We start from the raw sequence: 15,866 nt of genomic DNA, 5'->3' as shown, positions 1-15,866 counted from the left end.
GAAACAGGTGCAAGATTTTGAGAGAATCGTGCTTCAAAACCTTGCGTCTTCATCGGCCCGCGTCCTGTAGGGGCGAAGCATTCGGATAAAAAATCTACGGTTTCACCGATAGGTTATTGCCCGAATGCTTCGCCCGTACTTATTCAGCAAACCCTAATTAGGGCTTGCTGAATAAATCTAAAAACCTTGTTAGATTAAGGCTTTTTCAGGGGGAAAATTCACACCCCACACCCCACACCCTGCCCCCACCAACAAACTTTTTCAGCAAACCCTAATTATTACCCTCTATTCTGTGCAATTAAAATAACTGTTTGCATTAGTCCGACTAGAAGACCAAGAATACCACCGAGATTAACAATTCCCTGTAATTCCTGTTTAACAATTCCTTGAATAGCATTTTCCAGATCGGCCGGGGAAGTGGCATTCACCCGATCGCGGATTACCTGATCGATGTTGAGAATCGGGATAATTTGGGCGACTAATTTCTCTAAATCTTCCTCTAGATAACGCTCTAAAATTAACGCTAACTCTTGACTAATTACCCCTAATGATGTAGTCATTGACTCCGAAGATTGCAGACGATTAATAATTAAATTAGCGATTTGATCCCAGTCGATCGTTTGTCCAAAATCTTGCAGAAATTGTTCGCCACTTTCTTGAATATAAATTCGCACCGTATCCCTAGTGGTTTTACGCAATTGTCTGACGGTGGAGATAGGTAAATTTTGCAAAGAGATACCTTGTAACCAGTTTTTCAGACGATTACGCATCTCTAAAGATAGTAATAATTCTTTGATTCTGGTATTAGCTAAATCCTTTTCATCAAGGCAAAAAGTGCGTAAGCGGGCCAGGGCATTGCGTAAACCGAATAAATTGGCTACTACCCAATAGGTTCCACTGGTTTTTTCCCGAAATCCTTCATCGATAACTTGAATATTGCGATCGGTTAAAAAATCGATTAAAGCTAGACGGATAACATCAGCAGGTAGGACGGTTTCTAATAGCCAATCGGAGAATTGTCGCGCCTGTTGTTCACTGAGAGAAAATTCCAAGACTAGGCGATCAAAAATTTGATTGATCTGTTTTTCTAAAAAGTCCTGCCGTCGGGCTAAAACTTTTAGTAATTTCGCTAAAGATTCCCCGAATAAATCGTGAAGAATCGCCGCCAAAATCTCGGCGGTTTTTGCTTGCCGATCGCCTTTTATTTGTTTTAAAGCTAATTGTAACAGCCAGAGTATCGCCCCCTGTACCCTTTCGGTGTCCAGGAGTCGTTTAGCCAGTTTTTGTAGTTCCTCGGGGGTTAACAGGGAACCCATGATCGTATCCGATACCCGGACAGCTAATCGATCTTGATTGCGAGGAATTAACCCCGGAGTGAAGGGAAGAGGACGCTTACCGATATAAATCGCCTTGTAGGGACGAAATAGCATTTTAATGGCTACATCGTTGGTAAAATAGCCAATAATTGCCCCCGCGATCGGCGGTAATATCCATGTCCAAAGAGTAGGGAGATTCAATTTAGCAGCAAAAAATAAACGGAAATGTCAGTAGGTTATTTCTTCAAGACTAACACTCCCATCAGTCCTGCTAGGAGTGGATAGTGAACAGCGCTGGAAAATCCCGACTGATAGCCTAATTTTACCTGTTCTGGGCCCTGGGGAAAGCGATCGATACTGGGACTAATATAAGCGTACTGGTAAGTTAAACCGTAACGCTCGGCAGCGGGAACGACGATATGATCGAGATACCAGTTTTGGAATAGTTTGGCGATGGTTTGGGTGGGTTGATGGAAGTCCAGAATCGCCGCTTTAGCACCCGGTTTGAGGACTCGGTATAATTCCCCCAAACATTGGGTAATATCGACCACATTGCGTAATCCATAGCCAATAGTGGCACAATCAAAGCTAGAATCGGCAAAGGGTAAATTAAGGGCATCCCCTTCCATCCAGTTAATATTAGTGGCGCTAAAACGTTGACGGGCGATTTTTAATTGTTGTGGGGAAAAATCTAGTCCGATCACTTGGCCGGTTTTACCCACTTGTTTTGATAATAGGTTAGTCAGGTCGCCGCTACCACAACAGACATCGAGGGCAAAATCCCCTTTTTCGGGTTGACACCATTTGACTGTCATTAATTTCCAGATATGGTGTAATCCTAAACTTAATTCTTGATTAAGGCGGTCATATTCGGGAGCGATCTGATCAAAAATTGCTTGTATTTCTGTGGAGTTAGGTGAGGATTGATTGGACATTTTTATAATATGGCATCAGAGAAAATCCCAGATGAAGTTATATCATTCTATCTTATCTGCGCTCACGGGGAGCAGTTATCTTCATGGTGGGGAACAGTGACGTAGGTTACGCTTCATCTATCCGAGAACCTTCCGGTCGTAATTTGATCGAGAGTCCTTCCCGGGCGAGAATAGTTTGAGGCAGAATCTTTCTTACCTGTTCCCCAATGCGATCGAGAAAATCGTCATTATGGGCGGGATCGTGATGAAATAGAACTAACTGCTTAACTTGCGCTGCCTGGGCGATTTTGACTGCCTGTTGCCAAGTGGAATGACCCCAACCCACCTTAGAATACTTAGGATCGTTGTATTCCTCATCGGTGTAGGTAGCATCAATAATCATCACATCCGCTTGCCGGGCTAAAGCCAGAACGTTATCATCAAAGCGATCGGGAAAATGTTCGGTATCGGTAATATAAGCTGCCGATAAACCCTGCCAATTTACCCGATAACCCACCGCTTCCCCGGGATGATTTAAAGGACGGGTTTCGACGGTGAAATCGGCACAGTAGAGGGTTTTGCCCATTTCTAGATTATAAAATTCTAAATCAGCCCGCATAATCTGCAAAGGCACGGGAAAATTAGGGTGTGACATCTGATCGTGTAATCTTTGCTTGATGGTTACTCCGTTGGCAGAGGGAATCCCATAGATTTTAAAAGTATTGCCCCTGATAAAAGCGGGGATAAAAAAAGGAAAACCCTGAATATGATCCCAATGGGAATGGCTGAAAAATAAATGGGCTTTCACTGGACTTTCTGTCATCAAAGACTGTCCTAGGATGCGTAACCCCGTACCACCGTCAAAGATTAATCTTTCTCTACCGACTTGCATCTCGACACAGGAAGTATTACCACCATAACGAACGGTTTCCGAACCTGGACAGGGAATGCTCCCCCGTACTCCCCAAAATTTGATCTGGAAGCATTTGTAGGGCATATTAGAAGCTCCTCTACTTGTGCTAATAGGCTAATAGTTAGATTAGCACTCTTCCACAATTAAGTCTGTGACCTGATGACAAGCACGATGATTTACGATATTGGAAAAGGATTATAGTTTTCGGGAAAGCAAGGTATGGATTTACAGAAATTCTTAGAAAAACTGCCCCAACAGTATCAGGATTGGGGATCGGCTTTAATGTCGCCTATTTCCGAGCAATTAACCCTTTTAAGCGAAAAAACCGCCTCTTATCCTGATCGCAATCTCTTTCCCCTGCTCAATCTAGCCGTTGCCTGTCTGCAACCAGACGAGGTTTACTGTCAAATTGGTTGTTTTCGTCGCGGTAGCTTAGTCGCCGCTTTCTGCCATAATAGCGATCGCTGCGGTTATGGCGTAGAAGCCTTTTTTAAATACGATCCATCGGGAGAAAAACTAACTGTATTATCTCAAGATTGAGTTAGTTGCTTTTGGGTATAAGTGAGGAAAGATTAGCAAAAATTGCCCGCACTTGTGGGGATATTTTTTCCCTTTGATTGATTAAATAAATACTAACAAGGGTTAAAGATACCCCCGCCCATTGCAATACACTTAACATCTCACCGAGGAATAAATTCCCGAAAGTGAGGGCAAAAACCGGAGTTAAAAAAGTCAAAGAACTTAAACTGGTTAAATTGCCTTTGGCGGCTAAATAAAAGAATATTCCATAGGCGATCGCACTACCAAAAATCGTGGCGTAACTTAAAGCTAACCAACCATTTAAATCTACATTTTGCCATTGATGGGATTCGGTGAAACCTGAAGCTAAAAATAGCGGCAATCCTCCTAAAATCATGTGCCATCCGGTGGCGCTGACGGGATCCGCATGACGACAGACAAACCGGATTAACACTGTTCCCACCGCCATGGATAGGGAAGCCAAAAGCATCAGCATTTCGCCGCTATTTAGTAATTCCTGCCAGCTAAAGTCAATATTTACCGCTTTTTGTCCAAAAAAGTCATAAAACCATTGATCGGGCAAGCCGATTAAACTAATTCCCCCAATCCCTAAACCCAATCCTAACCATCCCCAGACACCGATAACTTCTTTAAATAGCCAACTGGACATTAAAGCCACCGCTAGGGGTTGGGAGTCAATAATTACCGATCCTAACCCCGCCCCGGTGCGATTTAATCCCAATGCCAGAAAACCTTGAAAAAGAGTGGCATCCATGAGAGCAAAAAGGGCAATCCATAACCATGCTTGCAGGGTTTTGGGCTGAGGACGACCTAAAAACCAAGCTACCATTAAAACTAACATTCCGGCGGGAACAAGGCGAATTCCCGCCATAAATAGGGGGGTGGTGTGGGGGATAACACCCTTCATCGCTACCATCGATGTTCCCCAGAGAAAAAACGGTGAGATAAGTAAGAGGGGCGAGGATTTCTTTAAATCTAGGTTTTCCATAGGTAGCGATCGAGTTTTGTAGATAACAAATTTCCCTAATTGTATAGTAGAAACTGGGGATCAGCCCTTAATTCTCCTGACTTTCTTTTAACTGATTTTCCTCTAAATCTGTTATTGGTTTTTCTTCCCCGTAACTGATCCAGATCGCAATCATCCCAGCGATAGGAATGGAGAGAAAAACCCCTAATAATCCCGCAATTCTTTCGCCGATAAAGAGGGATAAAAATAAAATTACCGGGTTTAATTCTAGGGCATTGCCCATAACTTTAGGGCGAATAATATTATCTTGAATTTGTACCAAGACAACACAGACAATAAAAGCTTTAACGGCAATTGTTAGTCCTTGGGAGGTAAAAGTCAAGATAGTTACCAACAAAATGCCCAGGGTTGCCCCGATACCCGGGATAGCATCGATAACACCAAGAATACCCGCTAAAATTAGCCCATATTGAATTCCCAATAGGGAAAAACTTAAGAAACTCGTCACCGATAAAAAGAGCATTAATAACAGTTGCCCGCGAATAAATCCCAGAAAACTTTGTCGAAAAGACTTGGCAAAACGCTCCCGGTATGCTAGGGGGAGAAGTTGCAAAAAACTTCGCCAGAGTTTATCACCGTCGATGAGCATATAAACACTGATCACCGCCCCGAAAACGCCGGTAAAGACACTGGAAAAAACTCCTTGTACGACCGATAAACCTGTGGCTAAACCAGTTTGTAGGGTTCCCACCATTTTATTCCAATCTAATCGATCGAGAAAGTCTTGAAAGGGTAAAAAATCTTGTTGACCCAGGGCATCGGTAAGATTGAATATTAGTCCTTTCCCCTGACTAACTGCTTCTAATCCTATGCCTGTGACTAATCTAAATAGGAGGATAAAAGCTACTAGGGTGGTAATAGCAATGGCTAGTCCTCTCGGTAGATAACGAGATAACCAAACCACGGGATAATTTAATAGAGCGGCCAGGACTGCCGAACCAGTAAAAATAGCGATTGTCCCGTAGAAATAGTTAATTAAGATAATCAGACTCCAGCCACAACCAAATAATAATAGATAGCGCACTAGAATCGAGTTATTCAGAGTTTTCCAAAAGGAGCTAGAAGGGGTCATAAATCAAGCCAGAAATAGGATTTTAGCATTTAGAATTGTTTTAACAAAGCTTCCCGCATGACCGAGACGGGGACGGGTTGACCTAACCAGATTTCTAGTGCGATCGCTCCCTGATTAACTAACATTTCTAACCCATCAATAATTCTTATCCCTCTAGTCTGGGCTAACCGGAGAAATTTGGTCGGCCGGGGATTATAAATTAGATCGTAGGCGATCGCCGATGAGGGCAAAAGGTCTAATAATTCTAACTCAACAGGGGATTGTTCGCCCTGGGGGGACATTCCGATGGGGGTAGAATTAATCAGGAGTTCTGTGGTGGGTAGCAGCCCCTCTAATTCGTCCCAGCCATGCACTTCTAGGAGGTCATAGAGGCTTGTATTCGCCCAACTTTCTTTAAAAGGATCTAATTTCTTTTGATTGCGTCCTACCACATGAATTTTGCCACAGCCCAACTGGGCGCAAGCCACCACTACCGCCCGGGCAGCGCCGCCATTACCTAAAATAACTGGATTCACCTGACTCCAATCTTTGTCAAGGGATTTCAAGGGTGCGAGAAAGCCATCCACATCGGTATTCGTTCCCTGCCAGCCAGTTTTCGTGCGCCAGACGGTATTAACTGCGCCTACTAGCCTTGCTTTCTCGGTAATTTGCGATAATAAGGGAATAATTGCTAATTTATGGGGAATTGTGACGCTAAAACCCTCTAGATCGATGGCGGACAAACCAGCGATCGCAGTTGCTAAATTTTCCGGGGCGATCGGTAGGGGAAGATAGACATAATTTAGCCCCAAGGCATCGATAGCGGCATTGTGCATGAGGGGAGAAAGAGTATGGCCGATGGGATCGCCGATTACGCCTAATAACTTGGTTTTTCCGTTAATAATGGTCATAAAAAAGGTGGGCTTTCCCCACCAAAGTTTAATCTCAAGGGTAGCCAATGCTCACCTTACTATACTAGGGTTTGCTGAAAAAGTTTTTCCTGGGGGCAGGGTGTAGGGTGTGGGGTGTAGGGTTTTACCGATTTTGAGGGGGTCAATTACCTAATTTTCAGGGAAAAAGTCCAGGGATTTTTCCCCCGATCACTCCCAGATCCATTACTTTTTGATGGCCAAAAGGTCTAAAAGTTTTACCCAACAAGGTTTTTAGATTTATTCAGCAAACCCTATACTATTTCTTGATTTCGCGGGCCATTTTCAGGAAAGGATTGATATTGTCATCGTTAGCGCGACGAACGTTATCATTAGCAGCGTTAGCCTTACTATTAGCCTCGGAAGTAGCCGATTTTGCCACAATACCGTTATCGGTGACTTTGCTGACTTCCATAGAAGAAATCTGTTTAATCGATTCGCCACCCTTTTTATTCGAGGCAGTTTTCGGGAAAGTACGTCGGATCGTGATCGGTGTCCGCATAAAGTCGATATTACCGAGAGTTTTAGCGTCATCGGGTTCCAAGTAAAAAGCCTCTTTCGGTTCCGGTGCGCTCATATCCATCGGTTCATCGACGTATTTCGTCTTATTGCCAAACAGGCCAAAGAATCCAGCCATTTTCTCGCTCTCCTAAATAAATATATTTACCATAAATTGCTGCTGATTGTTAAATCATATCAATATTTATGACAAAAAGCCAGGTAGCCATCTATCAGTTATCAGTTATCAGTTATCAGTTATCAGATGTGAGTTTTCAGTTCACTGATTACTGTTTACTGTTTACTGTTTACTGGACGGCTACGCCGTGCCTTTGGCAACACTGAAAAGCTTCCCACACCCCACACCCCAATCAACGCTGTTCTAACCTACGACTGGCTAGGGACATAGAATAACAGAAAATCCAGTAAATAAACGCCAAAAATAGATAAACCTCTGGATAATCGCCGATAAATTTCGGATTAGCTAAAACCGAGCCTGCCATACCCAAGAGGTCCACCAGCCCCACGATCGCCAGTAGAGAAGTATCCTTAAATAAACTGATAAATTGACCAACAATAGCGGGAATGACCGCTTTTAAAGCTTGGGGTAGAACGATCAATAATAAAACGAAAATCGGTTTTAAACCCAAAGCCCTGGCCGCTTCAATTTGACCTTTGGGAATCGCTTGTAAACCACCCCGAACATTTTCGGCCAGATAGGCTGCCGCAAAAAGGGTAAATCCTGCGATCGCTCTGATCACCCGTTCCGGTCTCGTCCCGGCGGGTAAAATTAAAGGTAACATCACCTGAGCCATGAATAAAATTCCCAACAAAGGTAAACCGCGCAATAATTCGATATAACCAATAGATAGCCAACGAATTACCGGTAATTCACTCTGTCTCCCCAGGGCCAATAATACCCCCAAGGGAAAAGATAAAATCATACTTGCGATCGCTACTAATAAAGTTAAGATTAAACCACTGAGATCATCGAGGGGAATGGCCTCTAAAAATAATCCCCCCAATAGCAACCAAGCGATTAAAGGTAAAGTCAATAACCAGAGCAATCCCCACCAGCGTTGGAGAAAAGCGGGGCAATTGGGGAAGCGACCCCGGTTTAATTGCCAAGAAAACAGTGATAAAGCCGCAATAATCGTTAAAATCAGCCAAATCCGCCATATTGACTGTTCTGGATAACGACCGACCACAAATAAACCGAGATTTTCCGTCACTACAGCCCATTTTGCCCGATTTATCGCCCAATCGAGAAAACTTAAGCCCCCCCAGAGGCTGAGAAATAGACCCGCAAGGGTTAAGATGACGTTGTACCAAGTGTTAAAGAGATTTTTTCTTAACCAGAGTCCCATAAAATTCCCCAACCTCCCCAGTGGTGATCCTTGTACTTTTTCAGTACAATGGTGCTATTAGAAAAATTCAGACTGATTTTCGACCATGAACAGTTGCATTTTAATGGCTAAAATTGTCCGTCGTCCCGAATTACGTTATACCCAAGATAATCAAACTCCCTACGCTCAAATGTTGGTCGAGTTTTCTCCCAATCGTGCCGAGGCAACCCCAGCTAATTTAAGGGCCGTAGCTTGGGGAAATTTAGCCTCAGAAGTCGCTCAGAACTATAATGAAGGCGATCGGGTAATTTTAGAAGGTCGTCTCTCGATGCAGACGATCGATCGTCCCGAAGGTTTTAAGGAAAAACGGGCCGAATTAGTCATTAGTCATCTCTATCATCTTGACGGCAGCGTGAGTAGCGGTGAAATGGCAGCCCCGACTCCGGAAAAAGTCGTGCCAATCAATACCCACAAATCGAATAAAACCCCGGTGGAAAAACCCGTCGCACCTGTCTCCCCCGGGGACTTTGAATACGACGCATCCTATGAACTTTCTAATCCTTCCGCTTGGCAACCTAGCGACACATCGGTGGAGGAAAATTTAGACGATATTCCTTTCTAAGTACCCCGACAGAATTAATGGCTCTTCTCGATTTTGTCTGATAATTTTTGCTTATGGAATCGTGAAATGCTGATCGGACAAGACTTTCAGCACTATTTTGACGGATATTCTATCAGTATAGACCTCGTTTCCACACAGAAACCAGAAGAGCCAAAGCTTTAACTGAGATATGGCAGGCTAGAAGAAGTAAGTATTAGCGCGTGAGGATGTCTCAATGCAAATTACCCTAAACCTACCGGATAACCTCAGCCAAGCCGAAACCTTTAACCAGGGTGACTGGCTCCGGGAGATTGCCATTGCGCTGTTTCAGCAAGAGCGGATTTCCCTCAGTCGCGCCAGTAAAATTGCCGGGATAGAAGTCATGGACTTTCAAAAACTGTTGGCAGATCGCGGTATTTGTGTTCACTACGATGTAGAAGACTTTGAGCAGGATGTTCAACATCTGCGCGATCGAGGCTGGCTATGATCGTGGTCAGCGATACCTCTGCCCTTTGCAATCTGGCGATTATCGATCATCTCTGGTTGCTAGAGTCAATTTACCAAACCGTTATCATTCCAGACGTTGTTGCTAGGGAACTAGCAGCCGCAAGCAATCCCATCATTCCAGCCATTCTCCAAGTCGGTTGGATTCAACCCCAACCCCTCACCAACTCCGAACTCGCTAACCAGCTTCAGCAAGAACGAGGATTGGATGCTGGAGAAGCGAATGCCATAGCCTTGGCCCTTGAGCTACAAGCTGATGATCTGCTCATTGATGAACGCTTGGGGCGGCAAGAAGCCCTGCGGCTAGGGCTGTCTATCATTGGTATTCTGGGCATTCTGCTCGTTGCCAAACAAAGAAGCCTCATCCCTCAAGTTCAACCTGTTATGGATACCTTGATCAGCCAAGCTGGTTTTCGTGTCAGTTCCCAGCTATATCAGCGTGTCTTAGCTTTGGCTGAAGAACTTTAGTAAAGGATAAGCCAAGATAGTCTGTGGAGTCGGTATCGATCGAAACTATCGTCTCCCATACCAATGGACTCATCCTAGTTTAGTAGGTTATCTATAAATTTATAAAAACTCAATCCCTCTCTTGCCCAAGATTACAGAGCCTAAAATCCAATAGGACGGTTATCAAGAGCCCAAATAGTTGTGTGAAAACTGTTTGAGAAATTTGTCTTCGATCTTTAGCATACTGAACTCAGATGAGCCGTATATTTATACGGGGAAAGTTCAGGTATATACCCCAAAATAGTCCTACTGTTCACTGATTTTACTTTCAGCGAGAATTTCTTGAAGGACGGGGGATAAATTGCTAGTTAAACGGCCGGATCGAATAAATTCAGCGTAGGTATCAGCTTCGATATCTAGGAGGGTTTCCCGAAGTTGTTCCATTGTCAATAGCTGTAATTGGGGATAACTATCGTTGAGAGATTGAATTTCCGCTTCTACGGTCTTTAATTTTTCTTTGACGAGATGCTGCTCATAACTAAAAAATTCGGGGGCAACATCGGGAGATTTATCTAACTTAGAAAGATAGTCTAAAACTCTTTTTAAAGCTACCCGTCGGGCTAAAAGTTCCGCATAGTTTTCTCGAATTGGTTGATCACCGATCAAGTCTAATCTCGATAGGAAAGTTTGAATAGTTAATCCCTGAACCAAAAGGGTAAAGAGAACAACTCCGAAGACGATATCGATGATATCCTGACGATTGGGAAAAATAACCGGCACACTTAAAGCTAGGGCAATAGAAACGGAACCGCGCAAACCTCCCCACCATAAAACCGTTTTTTCTCGCCAATTAATTTTAGTTTCCATCAAGGCATTACTAACAGTTGCTAAAGCAAAGGTAGCCAGAAAACGGGCCGCTACCACGGCGGCGATCGTGATAAAAATTAAATTGAGATTATCGGCTAAACTGGAGAGACGAATCTGATCGCCGATGAGGAGAAAAACGATCGAATTGACAAAAAAAGCGAGAAACTCCCAGAATTCCGTGACTAATAGGCGGGTACGGGGACTCATGCTAATTCGAGAGCCAAAATTACCCAAAATAATCCCCGTAGTCACCACTCCGATTACCCCCGAACCCCCGAACTCCTCGGTTAATAAATAAGCACCGTAGGCGGACACAAGAGTTAAAGACTGTTCCACTAGGGGTAAATCCAGACGTTGAGTCAGATAGGAGATACCAAAACCCACTAAACAACCCACTGCTACCCCGATACCGATAAAAGCGGCAATCCGGCTAATGGTTGTCTCTAAGGATAGACCACTAGCACCGAGGGGAATTTCCACCAAAAGAGCGAAAGCGACCACAGCGACCCCATCATTAAATAAGCTTTCCCCTTCCAAAAGCACGGTGAGTTTTTTACTGGCCCCTAATTCGCGAAAAAGAGCGACAACAGCGACGGGATCCGTAGAAGAAAGGCTTGCACCCACTAATAATGCCGTAAATAGGGGTAAATTAGTCAATTCATCTAGGGTAAAACCAACCCCGAAAATCGAGATAATTACGCCGACAATAGCGAAAAGACTGACGGGAATCCAATTATCCTTCAGATCTCGCCAGCGCGTATTCCAAGCGGCTTCAAATAGCAAAGGGGGCAGAAAAATTTCTAGAATCAGTTCGGGGGATAGGTTCACCAGACGGATATCGATAAAAGCTAAACCTAAACCGACTATCACTAACAATAGGGTGTAAGGAATTTGCCGAAACCAGCTAAAAATCCTCGAAACCGTGGCCACACTCAGGGAAACGGACAAAACAATTAGAAATTGTTCCAAATTTTGCTTAATGACTTCATCAGTAGCGGATTCTAAACTCATTGGGTGGGAGGCAATCGGTGAGCGGACGTGCAAGAAAAGAACAATCTAAATTATTATTACACTTTAGAACCAGTGATTTTTTCTCCTAAACCCAAGTTTTTCTGCTGGCAATTCCTTTTATCTATGTCCTTGACTATGCCTCAGTCTGCCGAGTCCTCCACGGGTGAGGATTTACCCCTAGCTATCTCACCCAGTAACGAGCAGTTAGAGAGTATTAATAGCTATTTAAACCTGATTTTGGCGGCTTTAGTCTCTCTAGCTAATTTAGACTCCGAGTCTATCACCCAAGCAGCCCAAGAATTAGCCTTAGATGCAGATACAAGCGATCGCCTAGTTGCCCACCACTGGCAACCCCAGTCAAAACTTTCCCTCGCGGACATCCGTTCTCTAGTTCTCCTCCTCTGTCATTTGGCCCAAAAAAAGCAAGAGTTAATCCGTCGCGCTGTAATTCTCTTGGAACAAGTGGGAACTCAAGGAGAAGAACCAGTTAAAACCACACTTTTGGGCAATTATATCGATAATTTTCGCTTAAAATACCCAGAAATATCGGAAAATAATCTCAGCGATTCTAGCCTTGCTTCCCTAGCCTGGAAATTATTAATCGATTTATTGTTCTACAGCAGCCCCCGCAGTCATCTCCTTCTCTGGCACACCCTTTTAGCAAGTAAAAAGTAAAAAGCCTATCAGTTATCAGTTATCAGTTATCAGTTATCAGTTATCAGATGTAAGTTTGGCTCTAGCGAACCTGTCATGCAAAACTATTAACAACCCATGCTTGTAAAGCTTGTATACTAAGGCTTTGAGTTTTTGTTAGATTGATATTTATCAACTTTAGAGCATTGCTGGACAGAGAGGAAGCTTGGGGAATTTTCCACAGTGTAAGTTCGGAAGAACCGTAAGTTTTCAGTTCACTGATTACTGTTTACTGTTTACTGGACGGCTACGCCGTGCCTTTGGCAACACTGAAAAAAAGCTTCCCAGTTCATAATTCATAATTCATAATTTATAATTCCCACCGATAACTAAAAATGAGTAATCTAATTCGCAAATATACACCTCCCACCTGTACCCTAGAAATTTGGGGAAATAGTTCGCCTCTAGCGGTTTGGTTAGGTAAAAATGTCTTAAACGATGCCCACTTTCAATTGCGCTTTGATGATCCTAGATTGAGTGAGGAAAAACAGGTGACGATCAAAGGCGATCGCACACAATTACAACTACTAGGGGAAATTGTCGCTAATTATGTGCAGAATTTACTCTCTAGTACCGTTTCTAGCCTCTCTTTCGTGGCTAGTGGTTCCCCCGAAAGCCATCTTCCCTCCTTACCTTCTCTCCGTTGTCAGGGACTTCTCCAGCATCAATTATTTTTAGGTTCCCTGCTAACCGATAGGGATAAACAGGAGATTGAATTAACCACATCGCAATTATTCGACCTAGCCAATGCTTTAGGGGAATATAACCATGAAAGCCCCCTAATACCCCCTTTAATTCGCCAGAAAACTCGAAACAATGCCCTGATCTGGACGGGATTAATCGCCTCGGCCTTGATAACTATCGGGGGAATAGCGATCGCATTTTATCAACAGCAAGAACTAACCAACAATGATTTAACCACCGATCCCAATAGTGCCAAGATTCCCCAACCCTTGCCAACGCTGCCTTTACCCCCCACGGGAACAGCCGCCCCAAACCCGCAGTTACCGGCAAATTTGGGCAATAAAACCCCTTTACCGCCACCGCCGCCCGTGGCAACCGTTCCAGCCCCAGTTCGCCCCTCTAGCGTCCCCCTGGTGATTCCGCCGCCCACTTTACCGCCGCCACCAGTCACGGGTTCGCTCCCCGGCGGCACGGCGATCGTAATTGAACCGAATAATCAGAACATCCCGATTACCGCCCCCCCCGTCACCGGCGATCAGGGTACAAATGCACTGGCAAATGTTCCCCCCACCACGATGAATCCGAGTCCAGCACCGCCAAAATTGCCCAATTTACCGCCTCTAAGCCCTGTTAACCCCGAAAATGTCAATTTAGACTCCAAACCGCCCACAAGTACCGCTAAAGCCCCAGAGACGAACTTACTAGATACAATTCCCCAAGTGGCAGAAACCAGAGAATATTTTCAATCCCGTTGGCAACCGCCGGAAAGTCTCAAGCATACTCTAGAGTACCGTTTGGTCTTAAATCAGGATGGTTCCCTAAAACAGATTATTCCCCTGGGACAGGCGGCGAAAATCTATCTCGATCGCACTAATATGCCCCTGCTTAATCAACCTTTCGTGTCTCCCCTCGATATCTCTGGTAATCCCCAATTGCGTCTAGTTCTTGGTTCTGATGGTACGGTGCGGACTTTTATGGAACAGCAATAAGCTGTACTGCATTTAAGTAGCTGGTTATAATTAAATTAAAAATTGATTTTAGATTCGATCCCCCCTGCCCCCCTTGATAAGGGGGGTGCCGATAGGCGGGGGGATCCCCCTTAATAAGGGGGGCATCTGATAATTTTTAACGCCTACCTACTTAATTAACAAATAATCTCGTCGGTGCTGTCGGGTTGGTTCATTTCCGTTAGAGTTTGCCAACCGGATTGCCAGAGATTCGCATCTTGCAACTGTTTAGCATTAATCCAGAAGCGGACGGTGGGATCGCAGGAAGCGACTAATTCGGCAAAAACCCATTGACCGCGATTTTGACGATTGACCACTTGAAAATGTTGCCAGCCCCATGTTTTTTGTTTTGCCGTCCATTTTGATCCTAAGAGATGGGGATACTTCTGTTTTTTGGGCATAAAAGTTAAAACACCTGAGTGCGGGATAGACTAAAACCGTTCTATTAAACTTACTCAAATCTACTCATGAGCAAATTTGACGTTAACTTCCTGCTTCATTGTAATAGTGTCGGCACTATCTACGACCCAAGCTGACACGGTGGAACTCACCGCCAAAGAAGCTAGATTTAGACTAGCGTTCAAGTCTCGACCGCAAACTACATGGCATTGCTCACACTCAAAAACTCTTTCAGTTAAAGATAGAGACTCTTTTTTGTACCCACAATTGAAACAGGTTTTACTACTAGGAAACCACCTATTGGCTATGATCAATTCCGAACCATACAACTGAGTTTTATAATCAAGTTGTCTTCGGAACTCGTAAAAACCCATATCCTGAACGGCTTTAGCTAATTTGTGATTAGCCATCATCCCAGACACATTTAAATCCTCAATTACTATCTTGCCGTGGTTCTTGGCTAAATAAGTGGTGAGTTTATGTAACGTATCTTTACGGATATTAGCTATTTTAAAATGAAGTTTAGCTATTTGCCGTTGGGCTTTGTTCCAATTATTTGAATCTTTTACCTTATGTCGGTTCAAGTATTGAAGGTTGGCTAATTGTTTTTCGTATTTACGATAACTTTTAGAGCCTTCAAACGTCTCACCTGTCGATAAAGCGCCAATTCAAAAATGAAACGCTTTTTTCCCAAGGGAACGAATTTTAAAATTGTTAAGCCAGAGGAGGTGGAAAGAGCCGTAAACTTGATTAACAATCGTCCTCGAAAATGTCTTGACTATCGTACCCCGAATGAGGTATTCTATAAAGGTAGATCAGATAGTGATGCAATTTAGACTTGAATCAGTCCAGAATGTTTTGATGCTAGAGGAGTGGGACGCAGAGATAGATGATAGGGTTGCTAATTTGTATGGGTTGACTGCTGAGGAAATGAAGACTATTAGGGGGGATTAATTATGACAGAAACTCCTTATCAAATAGCTGACAGGGGGACAAGACATCTCAAAGCGTTGTCCACAAAGGTTTTTAGGCTCCTCAGTTACAAATAGATACATCCCTTTCAGCCAAAAAGCTAACGAGAGAATCAGGGATTTGGGCGAGCTTATTAGAAATCTTTAT

The 15,866-nt window shown here is 43.8% G+C and carries 15 protein-coding genes and 3 pseudogenes; 7 read left to right on the top strand and 11 right to left on the bottom strand.

Translation table 11 applies throughout. From position 1 onward, the window contains the following. Positions 1-278 precede the first annotated feature (278 nt). The 3 genes from O9323_RS13475 to O9323_RS13465 form a co-directional block, all read right to left on the bottom strand. Positions 279-1,517: a DUF445 domain-containing protein gene (locus O9323_RS13475; protein ID WP_043997320.1), complete on the bottom strand. Its 1,239-nt coding sequence runs from the start codon at positions 1,515-1,517 to the stop codon at positions 279-281. Positions 1,518-1,552: 35 nt separating this feature from the next. After that, on the bottom strand, positions 1,553-2,251 hold the full coding sequence (gene ubiE / locus O9323_RS13470; RefSeq protein WP_002754358.1) for a bifunctional demethylmenaquinone methyltransferase/2-methoxy-6-polyprenyl-1,4-benzoquinol methylase UbiE: 699 nt from the start codon (positions 2,249-2,251) through the stop codon (positions 1,553-1,555). A 106-nt stretch (positions 2,252-2,357) separates the two neighbouring features. Then, entirely contained in the window at positions 2,358-3,227 is an 870-nt protein-coding gene (locus O9323_RS13465; protein ID WP_002754357.1) for an MBL fold metallo-hydrolase, read from the bottom strand. A 135-nt stretch (positions 3,228-3,362) separates the two neighbouring features. Between O9323_RS13465 and O9323_RS13460 the strand changes: the two are divergent. Next, positions 3,363-3,680: pseudogene (locus O9323_RS13460) on the top strand (class I SAM-dependent methyltransferase); the annotation flags it as partial. Between the two features lie 4 nt (positions 3,681-3,684). Here O9323_RS13460 and O9323_RS13455 read toward each other — a convergent pair. The 5 genes from O9323_RS13455 to O9323_RS13435 form a co-directional block, all read right to left on the bottom strand. Then, positions 3,685-4,671, bottom strand: a complete 987-nt coding sequence (locus O9323_RS13455) for a DMT family transporter (RefSeq protein WP_288125276.1) — start codon at positions 4,669-4,671, stop codon at positions 3,685-3,687. A 67-nt stretch (positions 4,672-4,738) separates the two neighbouring features. Beyond that, positions 4,739-5,782: an AI-2E family transporter gene (locus O9323_RS13450; protein WP_288125275.1), complete on the bottom strand. Its 1,044-nt coding sequence runs from the start codon at positions 5,780-5,782 to the stop codon at positions 4,739-4,741. A gap of 29 nt (positions 5,783-5,811) precedes the next feature. Next, positions 5,812-6,672 (bottom strand): shikimate dehydrogenase, encoded by an 861-nt coding sequence (locus tag O9323_RS13445; protein ID WP_288125274.1) that lies wholly within the window; start codon positions 6,670-6,672, stop codon positions 5,812-5,814. Positions 6,673-6,949: 277 nt separating this feature from the next. After that, positions 6,950-7,327, bottom strand: a complete 378-nt coding sequence (locus O9323_RS13440) for a hypothetical protein (RefSeq protein ID WP_002754350.1) — start codon at positions 7,325-7,327, stop codon at positions 6,950-6,952. A gap of 232 nt (positions 7,328-7,559) precedes the next feature. Beyond that, a complete protein-coding gene (locus tag O9323_RS13435; protein ID WP_002754348.1) occupies positions 7,560-8,555 on the bottom strand; it encodes an amino acid ABC transporter permease in 996 nt (331 codons plus the stop codon). 85 nt (positions 8,556-8,640) lie between these two features. Here O9323_RS13435 and O9323_RS13430 point away from each other — a divergent pair, with 85 nt between their 5' ends. The 3 genes from O9323_RS13430 (at position 8,641) to O9323_RS13420 (ending at position 10,107) form a co-directional block, all read left to right on the top strand. Further along, positions 8,641-9,156 carry a single-stranded DNA-binding protein gene (locus O9323_RS13430; RefSeq protein WP_002775865.1) on the top strand — a complete coding sequence of 172 codons (516 nt, stop codon included), beginning with the start codon at positions 8,641-8,643 and terminating at the stop codon, positions 9,154-9,156. A gap of 214 nt (positions 9,157-9,370) precedes the next feature. Further along, positions 9,371-9,622 (top strand): UPF0175 family protein, encoded by a 252-nt coding sequence (locus O9323_RS13425; protein ID WP_024969890.1) that lies wholly within the window; start codon positions 9,371-9,373, stop codon positions 9,620-9,622. After that, complete coding sequence (locus O9323_RS13420) at positions 9,619-10,107, top strand: PIN domain-containing protein (RefSeq protein WP_288125273.1); 489 nt, start codon at positions 9,619-9,621, stop codon at positions 10,105-10,107. Before O9323_RS13425 ends, O9323_RS13420 begins: the two co-directional genes overlap by 4 nt. Positions 10,108-10,392: 285 nt before the next feature. Here the strand turns inward: O9323_RS13420 and O9323_RS13415 are convergent, their stop codons facing one another. Then, positions 10,393-11,964, bottom strand: coding sequence for a Na+/H+ antiporter (locus tag O9323_RS13415; protein ID WP_024969892.1), 1,572 nt, complete (start codon positions 11,962-11,964; stop codon positions 10,393-10,395). A gap of 135 nt (positions 11,965-12,099) precedes the next feature. Here O9323_RS13415 and O9323_RS13410 point away from each other — a divergent pair, with 135 nt between their 5' ends. Next, positions 12,100-12,639 carry a DUF3038 domain-containing protein gene (locus O9323_RS13410; RefSeq protein WP_002775863.1) on the top strand — a complete coding sequence of 180 codons (540 nt, stop codon included), beginning with the start codon at positions 12,100-12,102 and terminating at the stop codon, positions 12,637-12,639. Between the two features lie 353 nt (positions 12,640-12,992). Beyond that, entirely contained in the window at positions 12,993-14,330 is a 1,338-nt protein-coding gene (locus tag O9323_RS13405) for a DUF4335 domain-containing protein (protein WP_288125272.1), read from the top strand. A gap of 155 nt (positions 14,331-14,485) precedes the next feature. Here O9323_RS13405 and O9323_RS13400 read toward each other — a convergent pair whose 3' ends face one another. After that, the gene (locus O9323_RS13400; RefSeq protein ID WP_288125271.1) at positions 14,486-14,749 is read right to left on the bottom strand and encodes a TIGR02450 family Trp-rich protein; all 264 of its coding nucleotides are present in this window, start codon (positions 14,747-14,749) and stop codon (positions 14,486-14,488) included. Positions 14,750-14,809: 60 nt separating this feature from the next. Then, positions 14,810-15,415: pseudogene (locus tag O9323_RS13395) on the bottom strand (RNA-guided endonuclease InsQ/TnpB family protein); the annotation flags it as partial. A gap of 12 nt (positions 15,416-15,427) precedes the next feature. On the opposite strand from O9323_RS13395, the pseudogene O9323_RS13390 reads away from it, so the two are divergent. Beyond that, positions 15,428-15,583 (top strand): annotated as a pseudogene (locus tag O9323_RS13390) (IS30 family transposase); the annotation flags it as partial. Positions 15,584-15,866: the final 283 nt, after the last annotated feature.

It is taken from the genome of Microcystis sp. LE19-131.1A, assembly GCF_027532015.1.
In the GTDB taxonomy this organism is placed as follows: domain Bacteria; phylum Cyanobacteriota; class Cyanobacteriia; order Cyanobacteriales; family Microcystaceae; genus Microcystis; species Microcystis ichthyoblabe_A.
Note: the sequence above shows the minus strand (reverse complement) of the source record. Positions and strands in the feature narration are given on the sequence as shown.

Bases quoted from the DNA above. Each gene is read 5' to 3' on its own strand.
- ubiE (WP_002754358.1), bottom strand. From the start codon at position 2,251: ATGTCCAATCAATCCTCACCTAACTCCACAGAAATACAAGCAATTTTT.
- O9323_RS13465 (WP_002754357.1), bottom strand. From the start codon at position 3,227: ATGCCCTACAAATGCTTCCAGATCAAATTTTGGGGAGTACGGGGGAGC.
- O9323_RS13455 (WP_288125276.1), bottom strand. From the start codon at position 4,671: ATGGAAAACCTAGATTTAAAGAAATCCTCGCCCCTCTTACTTATCTCA.
- O9323_RS13450 (WP_288125275.1), bottom strand. From the start codon at position 5,782: ATGACCCCTTCTAGCTCCTTTTGGAAAACTCTGAATAACTCGATTCTA.
- O9323_RS13445 (WP_288125274.1), bottom strand. From the start codon at position 6,672: ATGACCATTATTAACGGAAAAACCAAGTTATTAGGCGTAATCGGCGAT.
- O9323_RS13440 (WP_002754350.1), bottom strand. From the start codon at position 7,327: ATGGCTGGATTCTTTGGCCTGTTTGGCAATAAGACGAAATACGTCGAT.
- O9323_RS13435 (WP_002754348.1), bottom strand. From the start codon at position 8,555: ATGGGACTCTGGTTAAGAAAAAATCTCTTTAACACTTGGTACAACGTC.
- O9323_RS13430 (WP_002775865.1), top strand. From the start codon at position 8,641: ATGAACAGTTGCATTTTAATGGCTAAAATTGTCCGTCGTCCCGAATTA.
- O9323_RS13425 (WP_024969890.1), top strand. From the start codon at position 9,371: ATGCAAATTACCCTAAACCTACCGGATAACCTCAGCCAAGCCGAAACC.
- O9323_RS13420 (WP_288125273.1), top strand. From the start codon at position 9,619: ATGATCGTGGTCAGCGATACCTCTGCCCTTTGCAATCTGGCGATTATC.
- O9323_RS13415 (WP_024969892.1), bottom strand. From the start codon at position 11,964: ATGAGTTTAGAATCCGCTACTGATGAAGTCATTAAGCAAAATTTGGAA.
- O9323_RS13410 (WP_002775863.1), top strand. From the start codon at position 12,100: ATGCCTCAGTCTGCCGAGTCCTCCACGGGTGAGGATTTACCCCTAGCT.
- O9323_RS13405 (WP_288125272.1), top strand. From the start codon at position 12,993: ATGAGTAATCTAATTCGCAAATATACACCTCCCACCTGTACCCTAGAA.
- O9323_RS13400 (WP_288125271.1), bottom strand. From the start codon at position 14,749: ATGCCCAAAAAACAGAAGTATCCCCATCTCTTAGGATCAAAATGGACG.